16 protein-coding genes are annotated in these 16,390 nt (G+C 37.6%); 12 read left to right on the forward strand and 4 right to left on the reverse strand.

Translation table 11 applies throughout. The features are described 5' to 3' along the window. Positions 1-150: 150 nt before the first annotated feature. The 10 genes from E0Y80_RS03015 to E0Y80_RS03060 all read left to right on the forward strand — a co-directional run bounded on the left by E0Y80_RS03015 (position 151) and on the right by E0Y80_RS03060 (position 8,549). Complete coding sequence (locus E0Y80_RS03015; RefSeq protein ID WP_156305943.1) at positions 151-369, forward strand: hypothetical protein; 219 nt, start codon at positions 151-153, stop codon at positions 367-369. A 139-nt stretch (positions 370-508) separates the two neighbouring features. Beyond that, positions 509-1,858 carry an adenylosuccinate lyase gene (purB, locus tag E0Y80_RS03020; protein WP_156305944.1) on the forward strand — a complete coding sequence of 450 codons (1,350 nt, stop codon included), beginning with the start codon at positions 509-511 and terminating at the stop codon, positions 1,856-1,858. A gap of 73 nt (positions 1,859-1,931) precedes the next feature. After that, positions 1,932-2,486: a NifU family protein gene (locus E0Y80_RS03025; RefSeq protein ID WP_156305945.1), complete on the forward strand. Its 555-nt coding sequence runs from the start codon at positions 1,932-1,934 to the stop codon at positions 2,484-2,486. 236 nt (positions 2,487-2,722) lie between these two features. Continuing rightward, positions 2,723-3,571 carry a transketolase gene (locus tag E0Y80_RS03030; protein WP_156305946.1) on the forward strand — a complete coding sequence of 283 codons (849 nt, stop codon included), beginning with the start codon at positions 2,723-2,725 and terminating at the stop codon, positions 3,569-3,571. A gap of 26 nt (positions 3,572-3,597) precedes the next feature. Next, positions 3,598-4,551 carry a transketolase family protein gene (locus E0Y80_RS03035; RefSeq protein ID WP_156305947.1) on the forward strand — a complete coding sequence of 318 codons (954 nt, stop codon included), beginning with the start codon at positions 3,598-3,600 and terminating at the stop codon, positions 4,549-4,551. Positions 4,552-4,557: 6 nt separating this feature from the next. Continuing rightward, positions 4,558-5,103, forward strand: a complete 546-nt coding sequence (locus tag E0Y80_RS03040) for an RNA polymerase sigma factor (protein ID WP_099369662.1) — start codon at positions 4,558-4,560, stop codon at positions 5,101-5,103. A gap of 34 nt (positions 5,104-5,137) precedes the next feature. After that, complete coding sequence (locus E0Y80_RS03045; protein WP_156305948.1) at positions 5,138-6,073, forward strand: hypothetical protein; 936 nt, start codon at positions 5,138-5,140, stop codon at positions 6,071-6,073. Continuing rightward, positions 6,073-6,504 carry a hypothetical protein gene (locus E0Y80_RS03050; protein WP_231595902.1) on the forward strand — a complete coding sequence of 144 codons (432 nt, stop codon included), beginning with the start codon at positions 6,073-6,075 and terminating at the stop codon, positions 6,502-6,504. The genes E0Y80_RS03045 and E0Y80_RS03050 overlap by 1 nt, the downstream gene beginning before the upstream one ends. Before the next feature lie 58 nt (positions 6,505-6,562). Beyond that, positions 6,563-7,750 carry an aspartate aminotransferase family protein gene (locus E0Y80_RS03055; protein WP_156305950.1) on the forward strand — a complete coding sequence of 396 codons (1,188 nt, stop codon included), beginning with the start codon at positions 6,563-6,565 and terminating at the stop codon, positions 7,748-7,750. 43 nt (positions 7,751-7,793) lie between these two features. Then, a complete protein-coding gene (locus tag E0Y80_RS03060; RefSeq protein ID WP_156305951.1) occupies positions 7,794-8,549 on the forward strand; it encodes an SGNH/GDSL hydrolase family protein in 756 nt (251 codons plus the stop codon). Positions 8,550-8,615: 66 nt separating this feature from the next. On the opposite strand, the gene E0Y80_RS03065 is transcribed toward E0Y80_RS03060, so the two are convergent. The 4 genes from E0Y80_RS03065 to thrA form a co-directional block, all read right to left on the reverse strand. Further along, positions 8,616-9,800 (reverse strand): class I SAM-dependent rRNA methyltransferase, encoded by a 1,185-nt coding sequence (locus E0Y80_RS03065; protein ID WP_156305952.1) that lies wholly within the window; start codon positions 9,798-9,800, stop codon positions 8,616-8,618. A gap of 120 nt (positions 9,801-9,920) precedes the next feature. Continuing rightward, positions 9,921-11,228, reverse strand: coding sequence for a threonine synthase (gene thrC, locus E0Y80_RS03070; RefSeq protein ID WP_156305953.1), 1,308 nt, complete (start codon positions 11,226-11,228; stop codon positions 9,921-9,923). Between the two features lie 15 nt (positions 11,229-11,243). Beyond that, positions 11,244-12,242, reverse strand: a complete 999-nt coding sequence (locus E0Y80_RS03075) for a homoserine kinase (protein WP_156305954.1) — start codon at positions 12,240-12,242, stop codon at positions 11,244-11,246. Between the two features lie 24 nt (positions 12,243-12,266). Further along, a complete protein-coding gene (gene thrA / locus E0Y80_RS03080) occupies positions 12,267-14,714 on the reverse strand; it encodes a bifunctional aspartate kinase/homoserine dehydrogenase I (RefSeq protein ID WP_156305955.1) in 2,448 nt (815 codons plus the stop codon). Positions 14,715-15,197: 483 nt separating this feature from the next. Here thrA and E0Y80_RS03085 point away from each other — a divergent pair, with 483 nt between their 5' ends. Together E0Y80_RS03085 and E0Y80_RS03090 are read left to right on the forward strand one after the other, a co-directional pair. Continuing rightward, positions 15,198-15,773 carry a C40 family peptidase gene (locus E0Y80_RS03085; protein ID WP_156305956.1) on the forward strand — a complete coding sequence of 192 codons (576 nt, stop codon included), beginning with the start codon at positions 15,198-15,200 and terminating at the stop codon, positions 15,771-15,773. 101 nt (positions 15,774-15,874) lie between these two features. Next, entirely contained in the window at positions 15,875-16,390 is a 516-nt protein-coding gene (locus tag E0Y80_RS03090; protein WP_156305957.1) for a phosphoribosyltransferase family protein, read from the forward strand.

A 16,390-nucleotide genomic window follows, 5' to 3' on the forward strand; every position in this document is an offset into this window, starting at 1 on the left:
CCTTAAGGAAAATATTTAAAAACAACCCGCTGAGTATCAGAAGGTTTAATAAAAATTTTAAAAAAATATAATTTCTTGGGTTACCTTTTAAGGTATTGGGTATTAAGAATTAAATAAACAAATTTGTTTCAACTAAATAGAAAATTAAAAATGAAAAATTTATTCAAATTCGGATTCTTAGGTTTAGCTTTAACTATCGCTGTTGCATCTTGTAACAACGCTGAAACTAAAACTGAAGCTACTGCTGACTCTTTGTCAAATGTTGTAGATTCAACTACTGAGAAAGTTGCTGATTCATTAGAAAACGTTGCTGATTCAGTACGTGCTACTGGTGATTCAATCGCTGACTCTTTGAAAAACGTTCAATAATCCGAACTAAATTTTAAAAATACATCAAGAGCTCGTTTTAGAAACGAGCTTTTGTTGTTTATAGACCATAGGTAATCGAAGAAATCATCTACTTTTCACATCTATTTCTTATTTTTGCCTCCGTACAAAAGAAAATAAAATGACTTTATCACCTTTAACTGCAATCACTCCCATTGATGGCAGATATTATAACTCCACAAAAGATCTATCGAATTACTTTTCAGAATTCGCATTAATAAAATACCGTGTCTTAGTTGAAGTAGAATATTTTATTGCTTTATCGGAATCGGGTATTCCACAATTGGCTCATTTTGACGGGAGCTTAAATGATAAATTGCGTGATATTTACCGTAACTTCAGTTTGGAGGATGCTCAATGGATTAAGGATACCGAAAAGGTTACAAACCATGATGTAAAAGCAGTTGAGTATTTTCTGAAAAACGAATTTGAAAAATTAGGACTTTCAGATTCTCTTGAGTTCATACATTTTGGCTTAACTTCTCAAGACATCAATAATACTGCAATACCCTATTCATGGAAAGATGCGCTTAAAGAAGTTTATCAACCCGCAATCAAGGAATTAGTTGATGAATTGAAAAAATTAAGTTCAGATTGGGAAAATGTACCGATGCTAGCACGTACCCATGGACAGCCAGCCTCTCCTACTCGTTTAGGGAAGGAGATCAAAGTATTCATTGAAAGGATCGAGAAGCAATTAAATTTATTGAATCAAGTACCATTCTCAGCAAAATTCGGCGGAGCAACAGGCAATTTAAATGCACATCATGTTGCTTATCCTCAAAATGATTGGGTTGCATTTGGCAATAAGTTCGTGAATGAGGTATTGGGATTAGACCGTTCTCAAACAACAACTCAAATTGAGCATTATGATAATTTTGCGGCGAGCTGTGACGGTTTGAAGCGAATCAACAATATCATTATTGACCTTTGCCGCGATATTTGGACTTATATCTCCATGGATTATTTTAAACAAAAAATTACTGCAGGACAAATTGGTTCTTCGGCAATGCCACATAAAGTAAATCCAATTGATTTTGAGAATGCAGAAGGAAACCTAGGATTGGCAAATGCTGTTTTAGAACATTTGGCTGCAAAACTTCCAATTTCAAGATTACAAAGAGATTTAACAGACTCTACAGTTTTAAGGAATATTGGAGTTCCATTTTCATATACATTAATTGCTATTAAATCTACATTAAGGGGTTTAAGAAAATTAATTTTGAATGAACAAGCCTTTCAAGAAGATCTTGAGAACAACTGGGCAGTTGTTGCAGAAGCAATTCAAACCATTCTTAGAAGAGAAGGTTACCCGAAGCCTTATGAGGCTTTAAAAGACCTGACAAGAACGAATACGCATGTTACGAAAGATACCATTGCGGTATTTGTAGATCAGTTGAATGTTTCAGAAGAGGTGAAAGCAGAGCTTAAATCTATATCACCAAGTAATTATACAGGGGTAAAGCTGTAAGCTTTTACCCTCCAATGACGTATAGGAACAGGTATTTGCAGTATATTTGTTCTTTCAAATTAGAATTTAAAAAATGGCAACTATAAACGTATATACTGAAAGCACTCCGAATCCAGCTACGATGAAGTTTTTGGTGAACAAATTATTAATCAATGGTAGTTTGGATTATCCAGATCGTGAGAAGGCACAGGAGTCTGCATTTGCGAAGGAATTATTCAAATTTAACTTTGTGAATGGGGTTTTCTTTGCTAGTAATTTTGTGACGGTGACTAAAACTGATGATGCTGAATGGGATGATATTGAAGCCTTGTTAAAGGAATTTGTTAAAGGTGCCGTTGAATCTGAATTGGCAGTCAAACCAATTGAGCATAATGAAGATGTCGTTTTTGAGGGTTCAGAGGTTGAGGTAAAAATTCAACAAGTTCTACATGATTACGTACGTCCAGCTGTAGAGCAAGATGGAGGAGCAATAGCATATAAATCATTTGAGGACGGAAAAGTGACTGTTGAACTACGTGGATCTTGTTCTGGATGTCCATCATCTACCATTACCTTAAAAGCTGGAATAGAAGGCTTATTAAAGAGGATGGTACCTGAGGTGGAAGAAGTTGTTGCCGAGGCTATGTAATTGTAGGTATACAAAGAAATTTTTGGTATTTATTTACCTTTAAATTTAAAATATATAAAAGCTTGAGATAATATCTCAGGCTTTTTTATTCAGTTCATTTTTCCCATTCCTAAACTTTTCTTTGTTTTTGCTCAAAAAACAGGGAAATGTTTATTAAATAATTCAGTTTAAGGGTCTCTACTCCATTAAAAATCATTAACTTTAGCAGCAAAATAATCGAAATATTATACTTTAAAATGAGTGCAGACATAAACAAACTTGAACAGATCGCTTCGCAGGTAAGAAGAGACATTGTTCGTATGGTGCATGCATGCCAATCGGGGCACCCAGGAGGATCATTGGGTTGTACTGACTATTTTGTGGCATTGTACTTCCACGCGATGAAAAATGACCCATCTTTCAACATGGATGGCATTGGTGAAGATATATTCTTCTTGTCAAACGGTCACATTTCTCCAGTTTTCTACAGTACGTTAGCGAGAGCGGGGTATTTCCCAGTGAGTGAACTAGCAACGTTTAGAAAAATCAATTCACGTCTTCAAGGACACCCTACTACGCATGAACACCTTCCAGGAATCCGTATTGCTTCGGGATCATTAGGTCAAGGCTTATCGGTAGCACTTGGTGCAGCACAGGCTAAGAAGTTGAACAAAGACAACAACTTAGTTTACGTATTGATGGGTGATGGCGAATTGCAAGAGGGACAAGTTTGGGAAGCAGCTATGTATGCTCCACATAATAAAGTAGACAATATCATCGCCGCAATTGATTATAACCGTGCGCAAATTGATGGTTCAACAGACGAGGTTTTGTCGTTAGGGAACCTACGTGCGAAATGGGAAGCATTTGGCTGGGATGTATTAGAGGTTGACAATGGAAATGACATGGCATCGGTAGTTGCCGGACTTGACGAGGCAAAGACTCGTACAGGAAAAGGAAAACCGGTTATTATATTATTGCATACTGAGATGGGATCAGGTGTTGATTTCATGATGGGATCGCATAAATGGCACGGTGTTGCTCCAAATGATGAGCAATTAGAATCTGCTTTAAACCAAATCCCTAGAACCATAGGCGATTATTAATCTTATTTTAGACGTTAGTATACATAATGAAAAAATATACATACACAGAATCAAAAGATACACGTTCAGGTTTCGGAGCTGGTTTATTAGAAGCTGGTCAAAAAAATGAGAATGTTGTAGCTTTATGTGCTGACTTAATCGGTTCATTAAAAATGAACGACTTTATCAAAGCATACCCTGAGCGTTTTTTCCAGATTGGTATTGCGGAAGCAAACATGATGGGTATTGCAGCAGGTCTAACCATTGGTGGTAAAATTCCTTTTACAGGAACGTTTGCTAATTTTTCAACAGGTCGTGTTTATGACCAAATCCGTCAATCCATTGCATATTCTGGTAAGAATGTTAAGATTTGTGCTTCACATGCTGGATTAACCTTAGGGGAAGATGGTGCAACGCATCAGATTTTAGAGGATATCGGATTGATGAAGATGTTACCAGGCATGACGGTAATTAATCCATGTGATTATAACCAAACAAAAGCGGCAACAATTGCGTTAGTAGACCATGAGGGGCCTGTTTACTTACGTTTCGGCCGTCCGGTAGTTCCTAACTTCACTCCTGCTGATCAAAAATTCGAAATTGGTAAGGCAATAATGTTGAATGAAGGTACTGATGTTACTATCATCGCTACGGGACACTTAGTTTGGGAAGCAATCCAAGCAGGTGAGGAATTGGAGAAATTAGGCATCAATGCTGAAATCATCAATATCCATACGATTAAACCATTGGATGAAGAAGCCGTATTAAAGTCTGTAACGAAGACTGGATGTGTTGTAACAGCAGAAGAACACAACCGTTTAGGAGGACTTGGTGACAGTGTGGCCCAATTATTGGCGAAGAAATTACCAACACCACAAGAGTATGTTGCGGTAGACGATAGCTTTGGCGAATCGGGTACTCCAGCGCAATTGATGGAAAAATACGGTTTAAATGCTGCAAATATTGTAAACGCAGTACGTAAAGTAATTACAAGAAAATAACAATCTATGGAAGATTCCCTGATAATAGCAAAGTTTGCGGATGAGAAAACTCGAGAAGAGGCATTCCGTTTACTGCTAAAAAAATATCAGCAAAAGATTTATTGGCATGTAAGGCGTATGGTTATAGACCACGATGATGCTGATGATGTTGTACAAGATATCTTTATCAAAGTATGGCGTAATCTTGAGAAATTCAGGGAAGATTCTCAGTTATATACATGGTTGTACCGCATTGCTACCAATGAGTGTATAACCTTTTTGAATAAGAAAAAACAAAAGCAGAGTGTTTCATTAGATGATGAAAACTCTGCTTATTTATCTGATTCGTTAGCCGATGGGGCATACTTTAACGGCGACAAGGCTCAGATGAAATTACAGCAGGCATTATTAACCTTGCCTGACAAACAGCGGTTGGTCTTTAACATGAAATATTTCGAAGACATGAAATATGAAGAAATATCAGAAGTGTTGGGAACGAGCGTAGGAGCATTAAAAGCTTCATACCATTTAGCAGTTAAAAAAATAGAGAACTTTTTTGCCTCAAACGATTAAACCTTTTGGAGTAAAAACTATCTATTATGGTACTATGAAAGAAAATAACACATATTACGAAAATTTAGGAGACAACCAACTACCTAACTCGTTGCGTGTCAACCCTTTCATTGTACCTGAAAATTACTTTGAAAAGCTAGCCGAAAGGAGCCTATTCTTTGCGAAACTTGATCAGATTTCAGACACAGGAAAAATTGGTTTGAGCACTCCGAAAGGATTCTTTGAAGAACAAGAATCCCAATTGTTAGGTCAGATAAAGATCGATCAATTCCAGAGTGTTGACAGTTTTACTGTTCCTGAGCAATACTTTGATCAGATGAGCGAACAGATTCTTGCCCAAGTCCAAATCGATGGAATCAAGGAAATGGAAGAAACGGAAGTTCCAGCTGGTTACTTTGAAAACTTGACTAATCGCATTCTGAATAGAATTGAAGAAGAAGAGTTATCGCTAGAGATAGCAGAACCAGGGTTTACAGTTCCTGAAGGATATTTTGAAGATGCTGATAATCAAATCATGGCTTCCATTTATTCTGAAGAGCTTAAATCTCATGTTCAAACAGAAGGATTTGAAGTTCCGGCAGGATACTTTGAAAATATGTCCAATGCTATTTTAGACAAAGTTCAGGACAAGAAGGTTATTCAATTGCCTTCACGTGATGAGTCTAAAACTTCAGATTCTAGAAAGAAAGGGAAAGTCTATGCTTGGTTGACCTCCGCAGCGGCAGCATGTGTTGCAGCTGTAATAGGAGTATCTGTTTATAATTCAGATAATAATCAACCGATGCAAACGGAAAAGCTGTCGTTGAATGAAATCCCAGAGGATGAAATCATCAACTACCTTTCCAATTACAGTGATGCTTCTGATCTAGAATACTATGCAGAGTATATCTATCAACCAGAAGAATCAAAAGGTGTAGGTTCGGGGATTGATGAGGAAGTTTTAGAAGATTACTTAAATTATACATTATAATGATTCGTTTAAAACATATTATTTCAACGCTTAGTTTGATTTTGATAGCTTGTTTTGTTGCGAATGGACAGTCTCGTCAAGAAAGGTTTGAAGCCATTGAGAGCCAAAAGGCTGCTTATATAACCAAACAGTTGAGATTAACTCCAACAGAAGCACAGAAGTTCTTTCCTCTATACTATGAGTATTCGAAAGAGATAAGGAATGTCAAGTCAAAGAAATCAAGGGGCAACCAAAAGGTAGATTCCAGAGGCAACTCCTTTAGACCGGGCAATGATGTAATTGAATTTGACGCTCAGGAGGTAGACATCAAGAAAAAATACCGGGCAAGATTTGCCGATGTCGTAGGTCAGTCCCGCGCATCCCAATTCTTCTCCGTCGAACAAGAATTTATAGAATTGCTGTACAAAGAACTTAACAGCAGAAGACATTAAGGAAAGAAGCTCTAATTTTTGAGCTTCTTTTTTTGTTTATACCTATCTTTGTCCCATCATGATAAGTAATAGAGAACTTTTTCTAAAAAACACTGCACAAACATCCGATTCCCCCCGATTACTAGAAATTGACCGTGCCGAAGGTGTTTACCTTTATGGTCCAAATGGCGAGAAATACATCGATTTAGTTTCTGGGTTCAATGTGAGTAATATCGGACATAGACATCCCAAAGTTTTAAAAGCAATACAAGATCAACTGGATCGTTTTATGCACGTCACAGTATATGGCGAATTTGTTCAGGCACCACAGGTTCAATTTGCAACTGAGCTATTAGAGGTATTACCAAAAACATTTGAGTCGGTTTATTTTACAAACTCAGGGGCAGAAGCCGTTGAAGGATCCATGAAGGTTGCTAAAAAATATACGGGTCGTCGTGAAATTATAGCTGCAAGGCATGCCTATCATGGCAGTACCCAAGGTGCATTAAGTTTGATTGGGAATGAAGAATATCGAGAAGCCTACGCTCCATTATTGCCTGAAATATCGTTTATCGATTACAATCAACTCAGCGATCTAGATAAAATCACCGATAAAACCGCAGCAGTAATTGTTGAGGCTATTCAGGGAGAAGCAGGCGTGCGTGTACCTGATAAAGAATACATGCAAGCATTGCGAAGGAAGTGTACAGAAGTTGGAGCTCTTCTCATTTTTGATGAAATTCAAACAGGCTTTGGAAGAACCGGAAAACTATTTGCATTTGAACATTTCGATATTGTTCCAGATATTTTAATGTCAGCCAAAGGGATTGGTGGTGGAATGCCTTTAGGCGCCTTTGTTACTCCCAAGGAAATGATGGATGTGATTAAGGCAAATCCAATGCTTGGCCATATTACAACTTTCGGTGGTCATCCCGTAAGCTGTGCTGCTGCCAGAGCATCCCTTCAGGTTATCCAAGAAAATAATTTAGTCCAAGAAGTAGATCAAAAAGCAGATTTGTTCAGGAAAGAACTAGATATTCCGCAAATTAAGGAAATCCGTGGTTTAGGATTAATGATGTGCTTACAGCTTGAGAATTTTGATCAAGTTTATCAAGTGAGTAATTATTGTGCCAGTCAGGGGTTGATTATCGATTGGTACCTGCATTGCGAAACGGCATTAAGAATTGCTCCACCATTGACCATTACAGAGGAAGAAATCCTAAAATCCTGCAAAATAATCAAGGAAGGAATTGCCAAATTCTGTTAGATTAATTAAATTGCTAATACAATTTCAACCTATTAAAGCAAAAATGGATAACAGAAGAGACTTTTTAAAGAAGAGCTTGTTGACACTAGGGGCAGCTGGCTTAGGAACTTCATTGGCAAATGCCATTGATTTTTCAACAGGTGCTAAGGCAAAATTAAGCATCAACCAAGGTGACGTTATATTATTTCAAGGCGATTCGATTACGGATGCAGGAAGGAACAAAGAGAACCAGAATCCTAATGATGGTAATGCTTTTGGAAATGGATATGCTTTTATGGCTGCAAGTACACTCCTAAACAAGCATGCGGATAAGAATCTAAAAATATACAATAGAGGTATCAGCGGAAACCGTGTACCAGATTTATTGAATCGTTGGCAAGAACAAGCTATCGACTTGAAGCCAAATATTTTGAGCATTATGATCGGAGTAAATGATTTTTGGAGAACGATGGACAGCGGTGCTAAGAATACTCCAGAAGATTATAAAGCACAGTATAGGGAATTGTTAACAAAAACTAAGGCAGCTCTTCCAAATGTTAAGTTGATTATCATTGAACCTTTTGGCGTTAAAAATGTAAAGCACGTCACAGATGCATGGTTTCCGGAGTTCCCGAAATATCAACTTGCAGCAAAGGAAATAGCACAGGAGTTTGGGGCAATTTTCTTACCCTATCAACAGACATTCGACCAGGGATTAAAAAGAAATAGTGATGGTGGATATTGGACAACAGACGGTGTTCACACCACCATGGCAGGAGCCAATTTAATGGCAGAAGCTTGGTTAAATTTGATAAAATAAAATAAAAAATCCCTTAGTTATTAACCTAAGGGATTTTTTTATAAATCTTACTATTCAAGAATTAGCTTAAACCACTCTTACCAGCAAACCTTTCAAGTACTCACCTTCGGGGAAGGAAGCTCTCACAGGATGATCTTCAGGTTGACAGAATTGATAGATGAATTGGATTTCTTTACCAGCATCCAAGGCAGCCCATGCAAGAACTTGTTTGAAAGTGTCGATATCCATAGCGCCGGAACAGGAAAAAGTCGCCAAGAGACCGCCGCTGTTTAACAGCATCAATCCCCTTCGGTTAAGATCTTTATAAGCCCGAGAAGCTTTTTCTAAAGCTGCCCTAGAAGGAGCATATTTTGGAGGATCTAACACGATGACATCAAACCTCTCCCCCTTCTCACCTAATTCACGCAAGTATTTATTGACATCCGATTGAACCGCAATATGCTTACCGCTATCGAAGCCATTATTCTTTACATTATTTATTAAAGTTTCGATCGCCAATCCTGAACTATCAACCGAGGTTACAGAGCTCGCCCCTTCGCGGAAAGCGTTTAATGTAAATCCACCAGAATAACAAAAACAGTCCAATACCGACTTATCTTTTACATATCTAGCTGTAATTGCTCTATTCTCTCGTTGATCACAATAGAATCCCGATTTTTGACCTTCCGCTATATTCACTTGATAATGTATTCCATTCTCGATCACATCGACAAATTCCGGTGGCATATCGCCAAATAGTTTTCCATTGGTATCAGGAAGACCTTCATATTCCCTAGATTTCAGATCACTGCGTTCATATATTCCCTTTGGATTCAAAAGCTGAACCAATTGCTCTATCAAAATATCCTTTACTTTTTCAATCCCAGCAGAATGAACCTGAATAGAAATGAAATCTGCATATTTATCAGCAATTAGTCCTGGAAGGAAATCTGCCTCGGCGAAGATTAATCGGACAGTATTGTTCTGTTCAGTCAATAAAGGCATTCTATTTTGAACTGCCTTTCCAACTCGATTTCGCCACCACTGTTCATCAATTTCATTACGAGGATCCCATTCTAGCAGTCTTACAGCAACCCTAGAATTACCATTGTACATTCCGTAGGCAATAAATTCATCTTCTATATTATAAACAGAAACGATATCACCATTCTGAGGTTTCCCCATTACCGATGAAATGGCACCAGAAAAAACCCAAGGGTGTAATTGCCAAGCAGCTTTATCCTTTCCTCTATTCAGGATTATTTTATTCATGAATGCAAAAATAAATAGAATTGAAAGAAAATAATTCATCCCCAAATAAAAAAATGAATAAAAAAGGCAGAACCATAATATTCTGCCTTTTATTCTAATTAGATTACTTTAAGGATTTGTCTAATTATTCTTGATCAAATATTCTTTAAATGTTGCATAATCGACATTCATTGCCTCGGCAAGTTTTGGTTTTCCCTGTAGTTTTTCTGCTCCTTCAGGCAGTTTAACATCTTTGAAGACCTCTGAATCAATAGCTTCAGAAAATTTGCAAGGATGGGCTGTTGAAAGAAATACGGAAGCATATTCTCCAGGATGTTCATTGCGGTATGCTTCAGAAGCTAGGTAGGCAATAGCAGTATGTGGACAAGCAACGTATTTATAGTTGTCATAGAGTTCCTTCATTCCATTGACTGTTTCCTCATCATTATAGGTGTATGAGGTCACTACCGATTTTAATTCCTCTAGGTTGTTGTGAAACAAGTCTTGGATTCTGACCCAATTACTAGGGTTTCCAACATCCATAGCATTTGCTAATGTTTGGACAGACGATTTGGGTTCATATTTGCCAGAATTTAGAAAGCGCGGAACGGTATCATTCACATTTGTTCCGGCAACAAAATGTTCGACAGGCAATCCCATTCTATAAGCCAACAGTCCTGCACCAATATTTCCAAAGTTCCCGCTTGGTACAGTAAAAACAACTTCATTGATCCCCTGAGCTTTTAATTGGGCATAAGCCCAAAAGTAATAGAAAGTCTGAGGAATAAGTCTTGCGATATTTATTGAATTGGCAGAGGTTAAACGAAGTTCCTTATTCAATTCAGGATCATTAAAAGCTTGCTTTACCAATGCCTGGCAATCATCAAATGTACCGTCAATCTCAATCGCTCGGATATTCCGACCATTGGTTGTTAATTGCTCTTCTTGAACTTTTGACACCTTACCCTTCGGATAAAGGATGGTTACACGGGTTCCTTCAACCCCTAAAAAACCTAAAGCAACAGCACCACCAGTATCACCAGAAGTAGCAACCAATACGTCTAAAAGCTTATCTCCTTGCTTAGAAAAATAACCCATCACTCGACTCATGAACCTTGCCCCGAAGTCTTTGAAGGCATATGATGGGCCATGGAATAATTCCAGGACGGCAGTATCTGCACTAAGGAATTTCAATGGAGCATCAAAATTAATAGCATCATTGATTAATTTCTTCAAATCTGCTTCTGGAATATCCTTCCCGATTATTGCATTGGCAATTTGAAAGGCAATCTCCTGAAAGGAGTATTGTTGAATATTCTTGAGGAAATAAGGGGCTAATTGAGGAATTTCCTCAGGCATATATAATCCTTTGTCTTGAGGCAATGAATTGAACACCGCCTCTTGAAAAGAAACTCGTAAATCTTTATTATTTGTACTATAAAATTGCATAGTGTTAAGTTTAGATTATGATTTAGACAATACTTTTGGTCCTTCAGCATTTACAGCAGAGACAAACTGTAAGCTTTCAATTCCATTGGCTGTAAGATGCTCCTGAATGCGATCCACAGCATTTTGGGCAGCATCGAATCCTTTGCTAATGGCTACAACCGAAGGTCCTGATCCGGAAATACCAAAACTCAATACTCCAGAATCCATGGCAATGCGTTTCATCTCGTAAAATTCAGGAATGAGGATAGCTCTTGTAGGTTCAATTAAAACATCATGCATACTTCTGCTGATTAGCTCATAGTCGTTTCTATATAAACCAGCCACCAAACCTGCGATATTTCCCCATTGGCTTACGGCATCCTTCAGGTATACTTTTTCCTTGATCAATTGTCTGGCATCCCTTGTCGGAACATCAACCTGTGGAAATACAATTCCAGCAACTAAATCTTGGGGAACGGGAAGATTGATAATATCCAATGGTTCATAGCCACGAATTAATGTGATACCGCCCATCAATGCTGGCGCTACATTATCTGCATGACCATGTCCACAAGCCAGCCTTTCCCCCTCCACGCAGAACGGCATTAGTTCATCTTTTGTCAAAGGGTTGCCCAATAAAGTATTTATTGCAAATAGACCTGCAACCGTACTCGCTGAACTAGAACCTAAGCCGCTACCAATTGGCATATGTTTGATTAGCTCTATTTCAATTCCTATCTTATCAGCTAGGTCAAGGTGATTCAATAGCATTTTTACACAGGCACTTACCGTGTTCTTGTCAGGATCTATTGGGAGCCTCCCATCATCTCCTTGGATGGAACGGATTTTAACACCTACTGTATCGACTCTTTGCATGTAAACTTCATCTCCGGGCTTATCAACCGCAAATCCAAGGATATCGAATCCACAGATCATATTTGCAACAGTTGCCGGAGCAAATACACGGACTTCATTTAACCATTTATCAGCATTCACTTTTGATTCCTTGTTTAATATTTGTTCAGGATATGACATCTTCTTATTCTTTAAATTATTGTATTATGCCCCTACATTCACTAGGTCAGCGAATACACCTCCTGCGGTAACCTCAGCTCCTGCACCAGGACCTTTAACAACCAGTGGTCTTTCTTTATACCGTTCTGTTGTGAACGAAATGATATTATCGCTTCCTGAAAGTGCATAGAATGGATGTGTTTCATCTACCATCTGTAAGTTTATTTCAACTTTTCCATTTTCCAATGAGCCAATGTATCGAATGACTTTTCCTTGTGTTTCGGCTTCGTTTTTAAGATTATTGAAGAATTCATCAGCCTTCAATAATTCAGCATAAAATTCATCTACAGAAGAAGCTTTTAAGCAACTTTCCGGAAGGATATTCCCTAATTTAACGTCAGAGGACTCAATAGGAAATCCAGCATCTCGCGCTAAGATCAGCATCTTTCTCATGAAGTCAATTCCTCCCAGATCATCCCGAGGATCAGGTTCCGTATAGCCCAATTCCTGTGCTTTCTTTACCACATCATAAAAGGAAGCATCTCCTTTAAAATTATTAAAGATGTAAGAAATTGTCCCAGAAAGGATAGCCTCTATCTTAAGCAATTGATCTCCGCTCATCATTAAATCTTTTAACACCCTTACAATTGGCAACCCGGCACCAACATTTGTTTCATAAAAGAAATCTACACCATGCTTGCGCGCCGTTTCATGAAGGAGTTTATAATGAGCATATTCCCCAGAATTAGCAATCTTATTACAAGTTACAATGGAAATATTTGACTGAAATATGCTTTCATAATAAGTCGCCGGTAATTTACTAGCTGTATTATCAACAAAAACACAGTTTGGCAGATTCATTTCCTGCATTTTAGCAATGAAAGTAGCTAAGTCAGCAACTTCACCATCTGCTTCCATTTCCTCCTTCCAGCTGTTTAAATTCACTCCATCAGCGTTGAACAACATTCTTCTGGAATTTGAAATTCCTACGACCTTGATTTCAATATCATTCTGATCCTCCAAAAAATCATGTTGCTTATTTAATTGGCTGAATAATGTAGAACCAATATTGCCTGTTCCTACATTAAATACGTGTAAGGTCTTTTTTAATTCGGCAAAGAAGGCATCATGTACAGCATTAAGAGCTTTTGACAGATCCTCTTTATTGATAATGACAGAAATATTAAATTCAGAAGATCCTTGCGCAATCGCTCTAACGTTAATTCCATTTCGACCTAGTGCAGAGAATAGCTTACCAGACATTCCTGGCGTACGCTTCATGTTTTCACCTACAATCGCAAGGATAGAAAGGTCACCCTCGATCACTGGCATAGACAGCTTATTGGCAAGCAATTCCAATTCAAATTCATTCTGGATGAGTTCAACAGCCTTCTGAGAATCATTAGGATTCACAGCAAAGGTTATACTATGTTCAGAAGAGGATTGGGTGATTAAGATTACATTAATCTGCTCACGAGCCAACAATGTGAACAAACGACCACTAAAGCCAGATTTTCCGACCATTCCACTTCCCGTCAAATTGATCACAGAAACATCCGAAATAGAAGAAATCCCTTTGATCGGGTAAGCAGACTTACCACTTTCGAATTGGATAACTGTACCTGGAAACTTTGGTTGAAAAGTATTACGGATAACAATTGGAATTTTCTTCATAAATGCAGGTACCATCGTAGGAGGGTAAATCACCTTGGCACCAAAATAAGAAAGCTCCATCGCCTCTGTATAGGATAATATAGGTAGAGAGAATGCTTTTTTCACAATACGCGGATCTGCAGTCAACATACCATTGACATCTGTCCAAATCTCTATTGCAGACGCATTGAGTACTGAACCAAAAATGGCAGCTGTATAGTCTGAACCACCCCTGCCCAAGGTAGTCACCCTACCTTTTTCATTTGAGCCAATAAATCCAGTTACAAATAAGAGTTTATCGGAATGTGTTTGAGAAAGTGCTTGGATAAGTTGATTTGTTAATGGTTCGTTGAGGTGAGCATTCCCAAAGTTTGAATCTGTTTTAATGTAGTAGGAAGCGTTGATATATTCAGCATCTGGGACCTCCTGTTCCATGATCTTCGATACTAGGTAATTGCTGCAACGTTCGCCATAAGAAACAATCAAGTCTTTACTTTGGTTACTCAATTCTTTGAGTGCAGCTACCCCCTGTAAAAGATCTTCCAGTTCGTTTATCAATAGTTTCAACTTTGTTAAAACAGGATTTTGATATTTCACTGCAATTAATTTCTTGACTACTTCGAAATGCTTTTCTTCCATCAACTTCAAATCACTAGCAAATGGCTTCCCTTCTGCAGCATCTTCAGCCATTTTTGTCAATAGGTTGGTGATTCCTGACATAGCTGATAAAACGACTAAAGGCTTCTCGCCGGCATCGTAAGATTCTTTCACGATAGCTAATACTGCTTTGATACTTTCTACGGAACCTACGGATGTTCCGCCAAATTTTAGAATTTTCATGCTTTATGCGCTGTTTATATACTGTTAGTTTGTTGATTAAGAACAAAAAAGCCCTCCTCTAATGAGGAAGGCTTCTAATATCTGTACTATTTACTATACAATAGAATCACTTCCTCCTGGCTTCTCCCCCGGTGGTAATGATAATTGTAATAATAATAGATGCGTTTAACATTAATTTTGTTTTTGTTTTTCCAAATATATTATAAAATTCTATATAATTATGCAGTTTTATTAAAAAAATCGAAAAAAATATGAAATGATGGTATTAAGGCTATATAAGGCTGATTTATTAAAATTATTCCTTAGAAAGTCTGTTGTCACATATTTTTTGGAAATGTTAAAAGTGTTAAAACTTTGTTAAATTTAGATGAAAATGTTTTGAATTCTATACAGTATGTATTAGATTTGCTTCAGCTCCTTTGAAAAATTACAAAAAAATGAACATTTTTCGGAGAGCTTATGGTTGTATAAATTAGCGATTTAATGAAAACAAAGAAACTAGTGGCAGTGATGCTATTCATAGGCTTATGTCTATTCTCGCAGGCTCAAACCAGCCAAAAATCCTCAGACCCTGATAACCTAGCAAAAGAATACTTCTCTCAAATCATGGGCGTTGCTTCAAACGCTACCACAAACACAAAACTTTATCAATTTGTTTATGAATGGTTAGGGACTCCTTATCGCTTAGGGGGAGATTCTAAAAGAGGAATTGACTGTTCAAAATTCTCTTTGGCAGTTTACGAAAATGTATTTAACACAACAATCGGATACAATAGCCGTAACCAATATTCAAATGTTACTCCAGTACGTAAAAATGATTTACAACCAGGAGATCTAGTTTTCTTTAAAATCAGAAGCAGAAGCATTACACATGTTGGCGTTTTTTTAGGCGATGATAAATTCGCACATGCATCATCAAGCAAAGGTGTCATGGTAAGCAACCTAAATGAAGCCTACTGGAAAAGATATTACTATAATGGCGGCCGTCCAAAACTCGAAGAAGAGGAACGTATCATGACTGCCGATGCAAATCCAACAAGCAAAGGAAATCTACACTAGTTTTAGCGTAATTATAAAATATAAAATAAAGTCCGAAAGCATTACTTTCGGACTTTATTTTTTAAATTTTTGCTAAATTTACCCTGATCAAAAAAGCGAAGATGTCATCTAAGAAAACTCTTATATTAAACAAGGAACAAATCCATCAAAAATCAAAACGCATCGCCTATCAAATTGTAGAAGATAATTTTGATGAACCTGCGATTGTTCTTGTCGGATTAGCTGAACGTGGATATGTATTTGCAGAACGTTTACAGAAACTATTGCAGGAGATCGCTCCTGATAAAACATTCGAATTGATTAAGGTCACAGTTCAAAAAACCAAACGCAGCCTAGAGGCTCATACGGACGTGCCTGTTGACATCGCAAAGAACAAAGTAGTCATACTTATCGATGATGTATTAAACAGCGGCAGAACGCTTGCCTATGGCTTAGGGGTATTCTTGAATGTTCCATTGAAAAGAATGCGCACAGCAGTTCTAATTGATCGCAGTCACCATCAATTCCCTGTATTCAGTGATTACTATGGATTAAAGCTTTCAACCATCCTCAAAGAACATGTTGAGGTTGTATTGGAAGAATACGATAAAAAAGAAGATGCGGCATATTTATCATAG

Origin of the sequence: Sphingobacterium endophyticum, assembly GCF_009733535.1 — a bacterium.
Taxonomy (GTDB): domain Bacteria; phylum Bacteroidota; class Bacteroidia; order Sphingobacteriales; family Sphingobacteriaceae; genus Sphingobacterium; species Sphingobacterium endophyticum.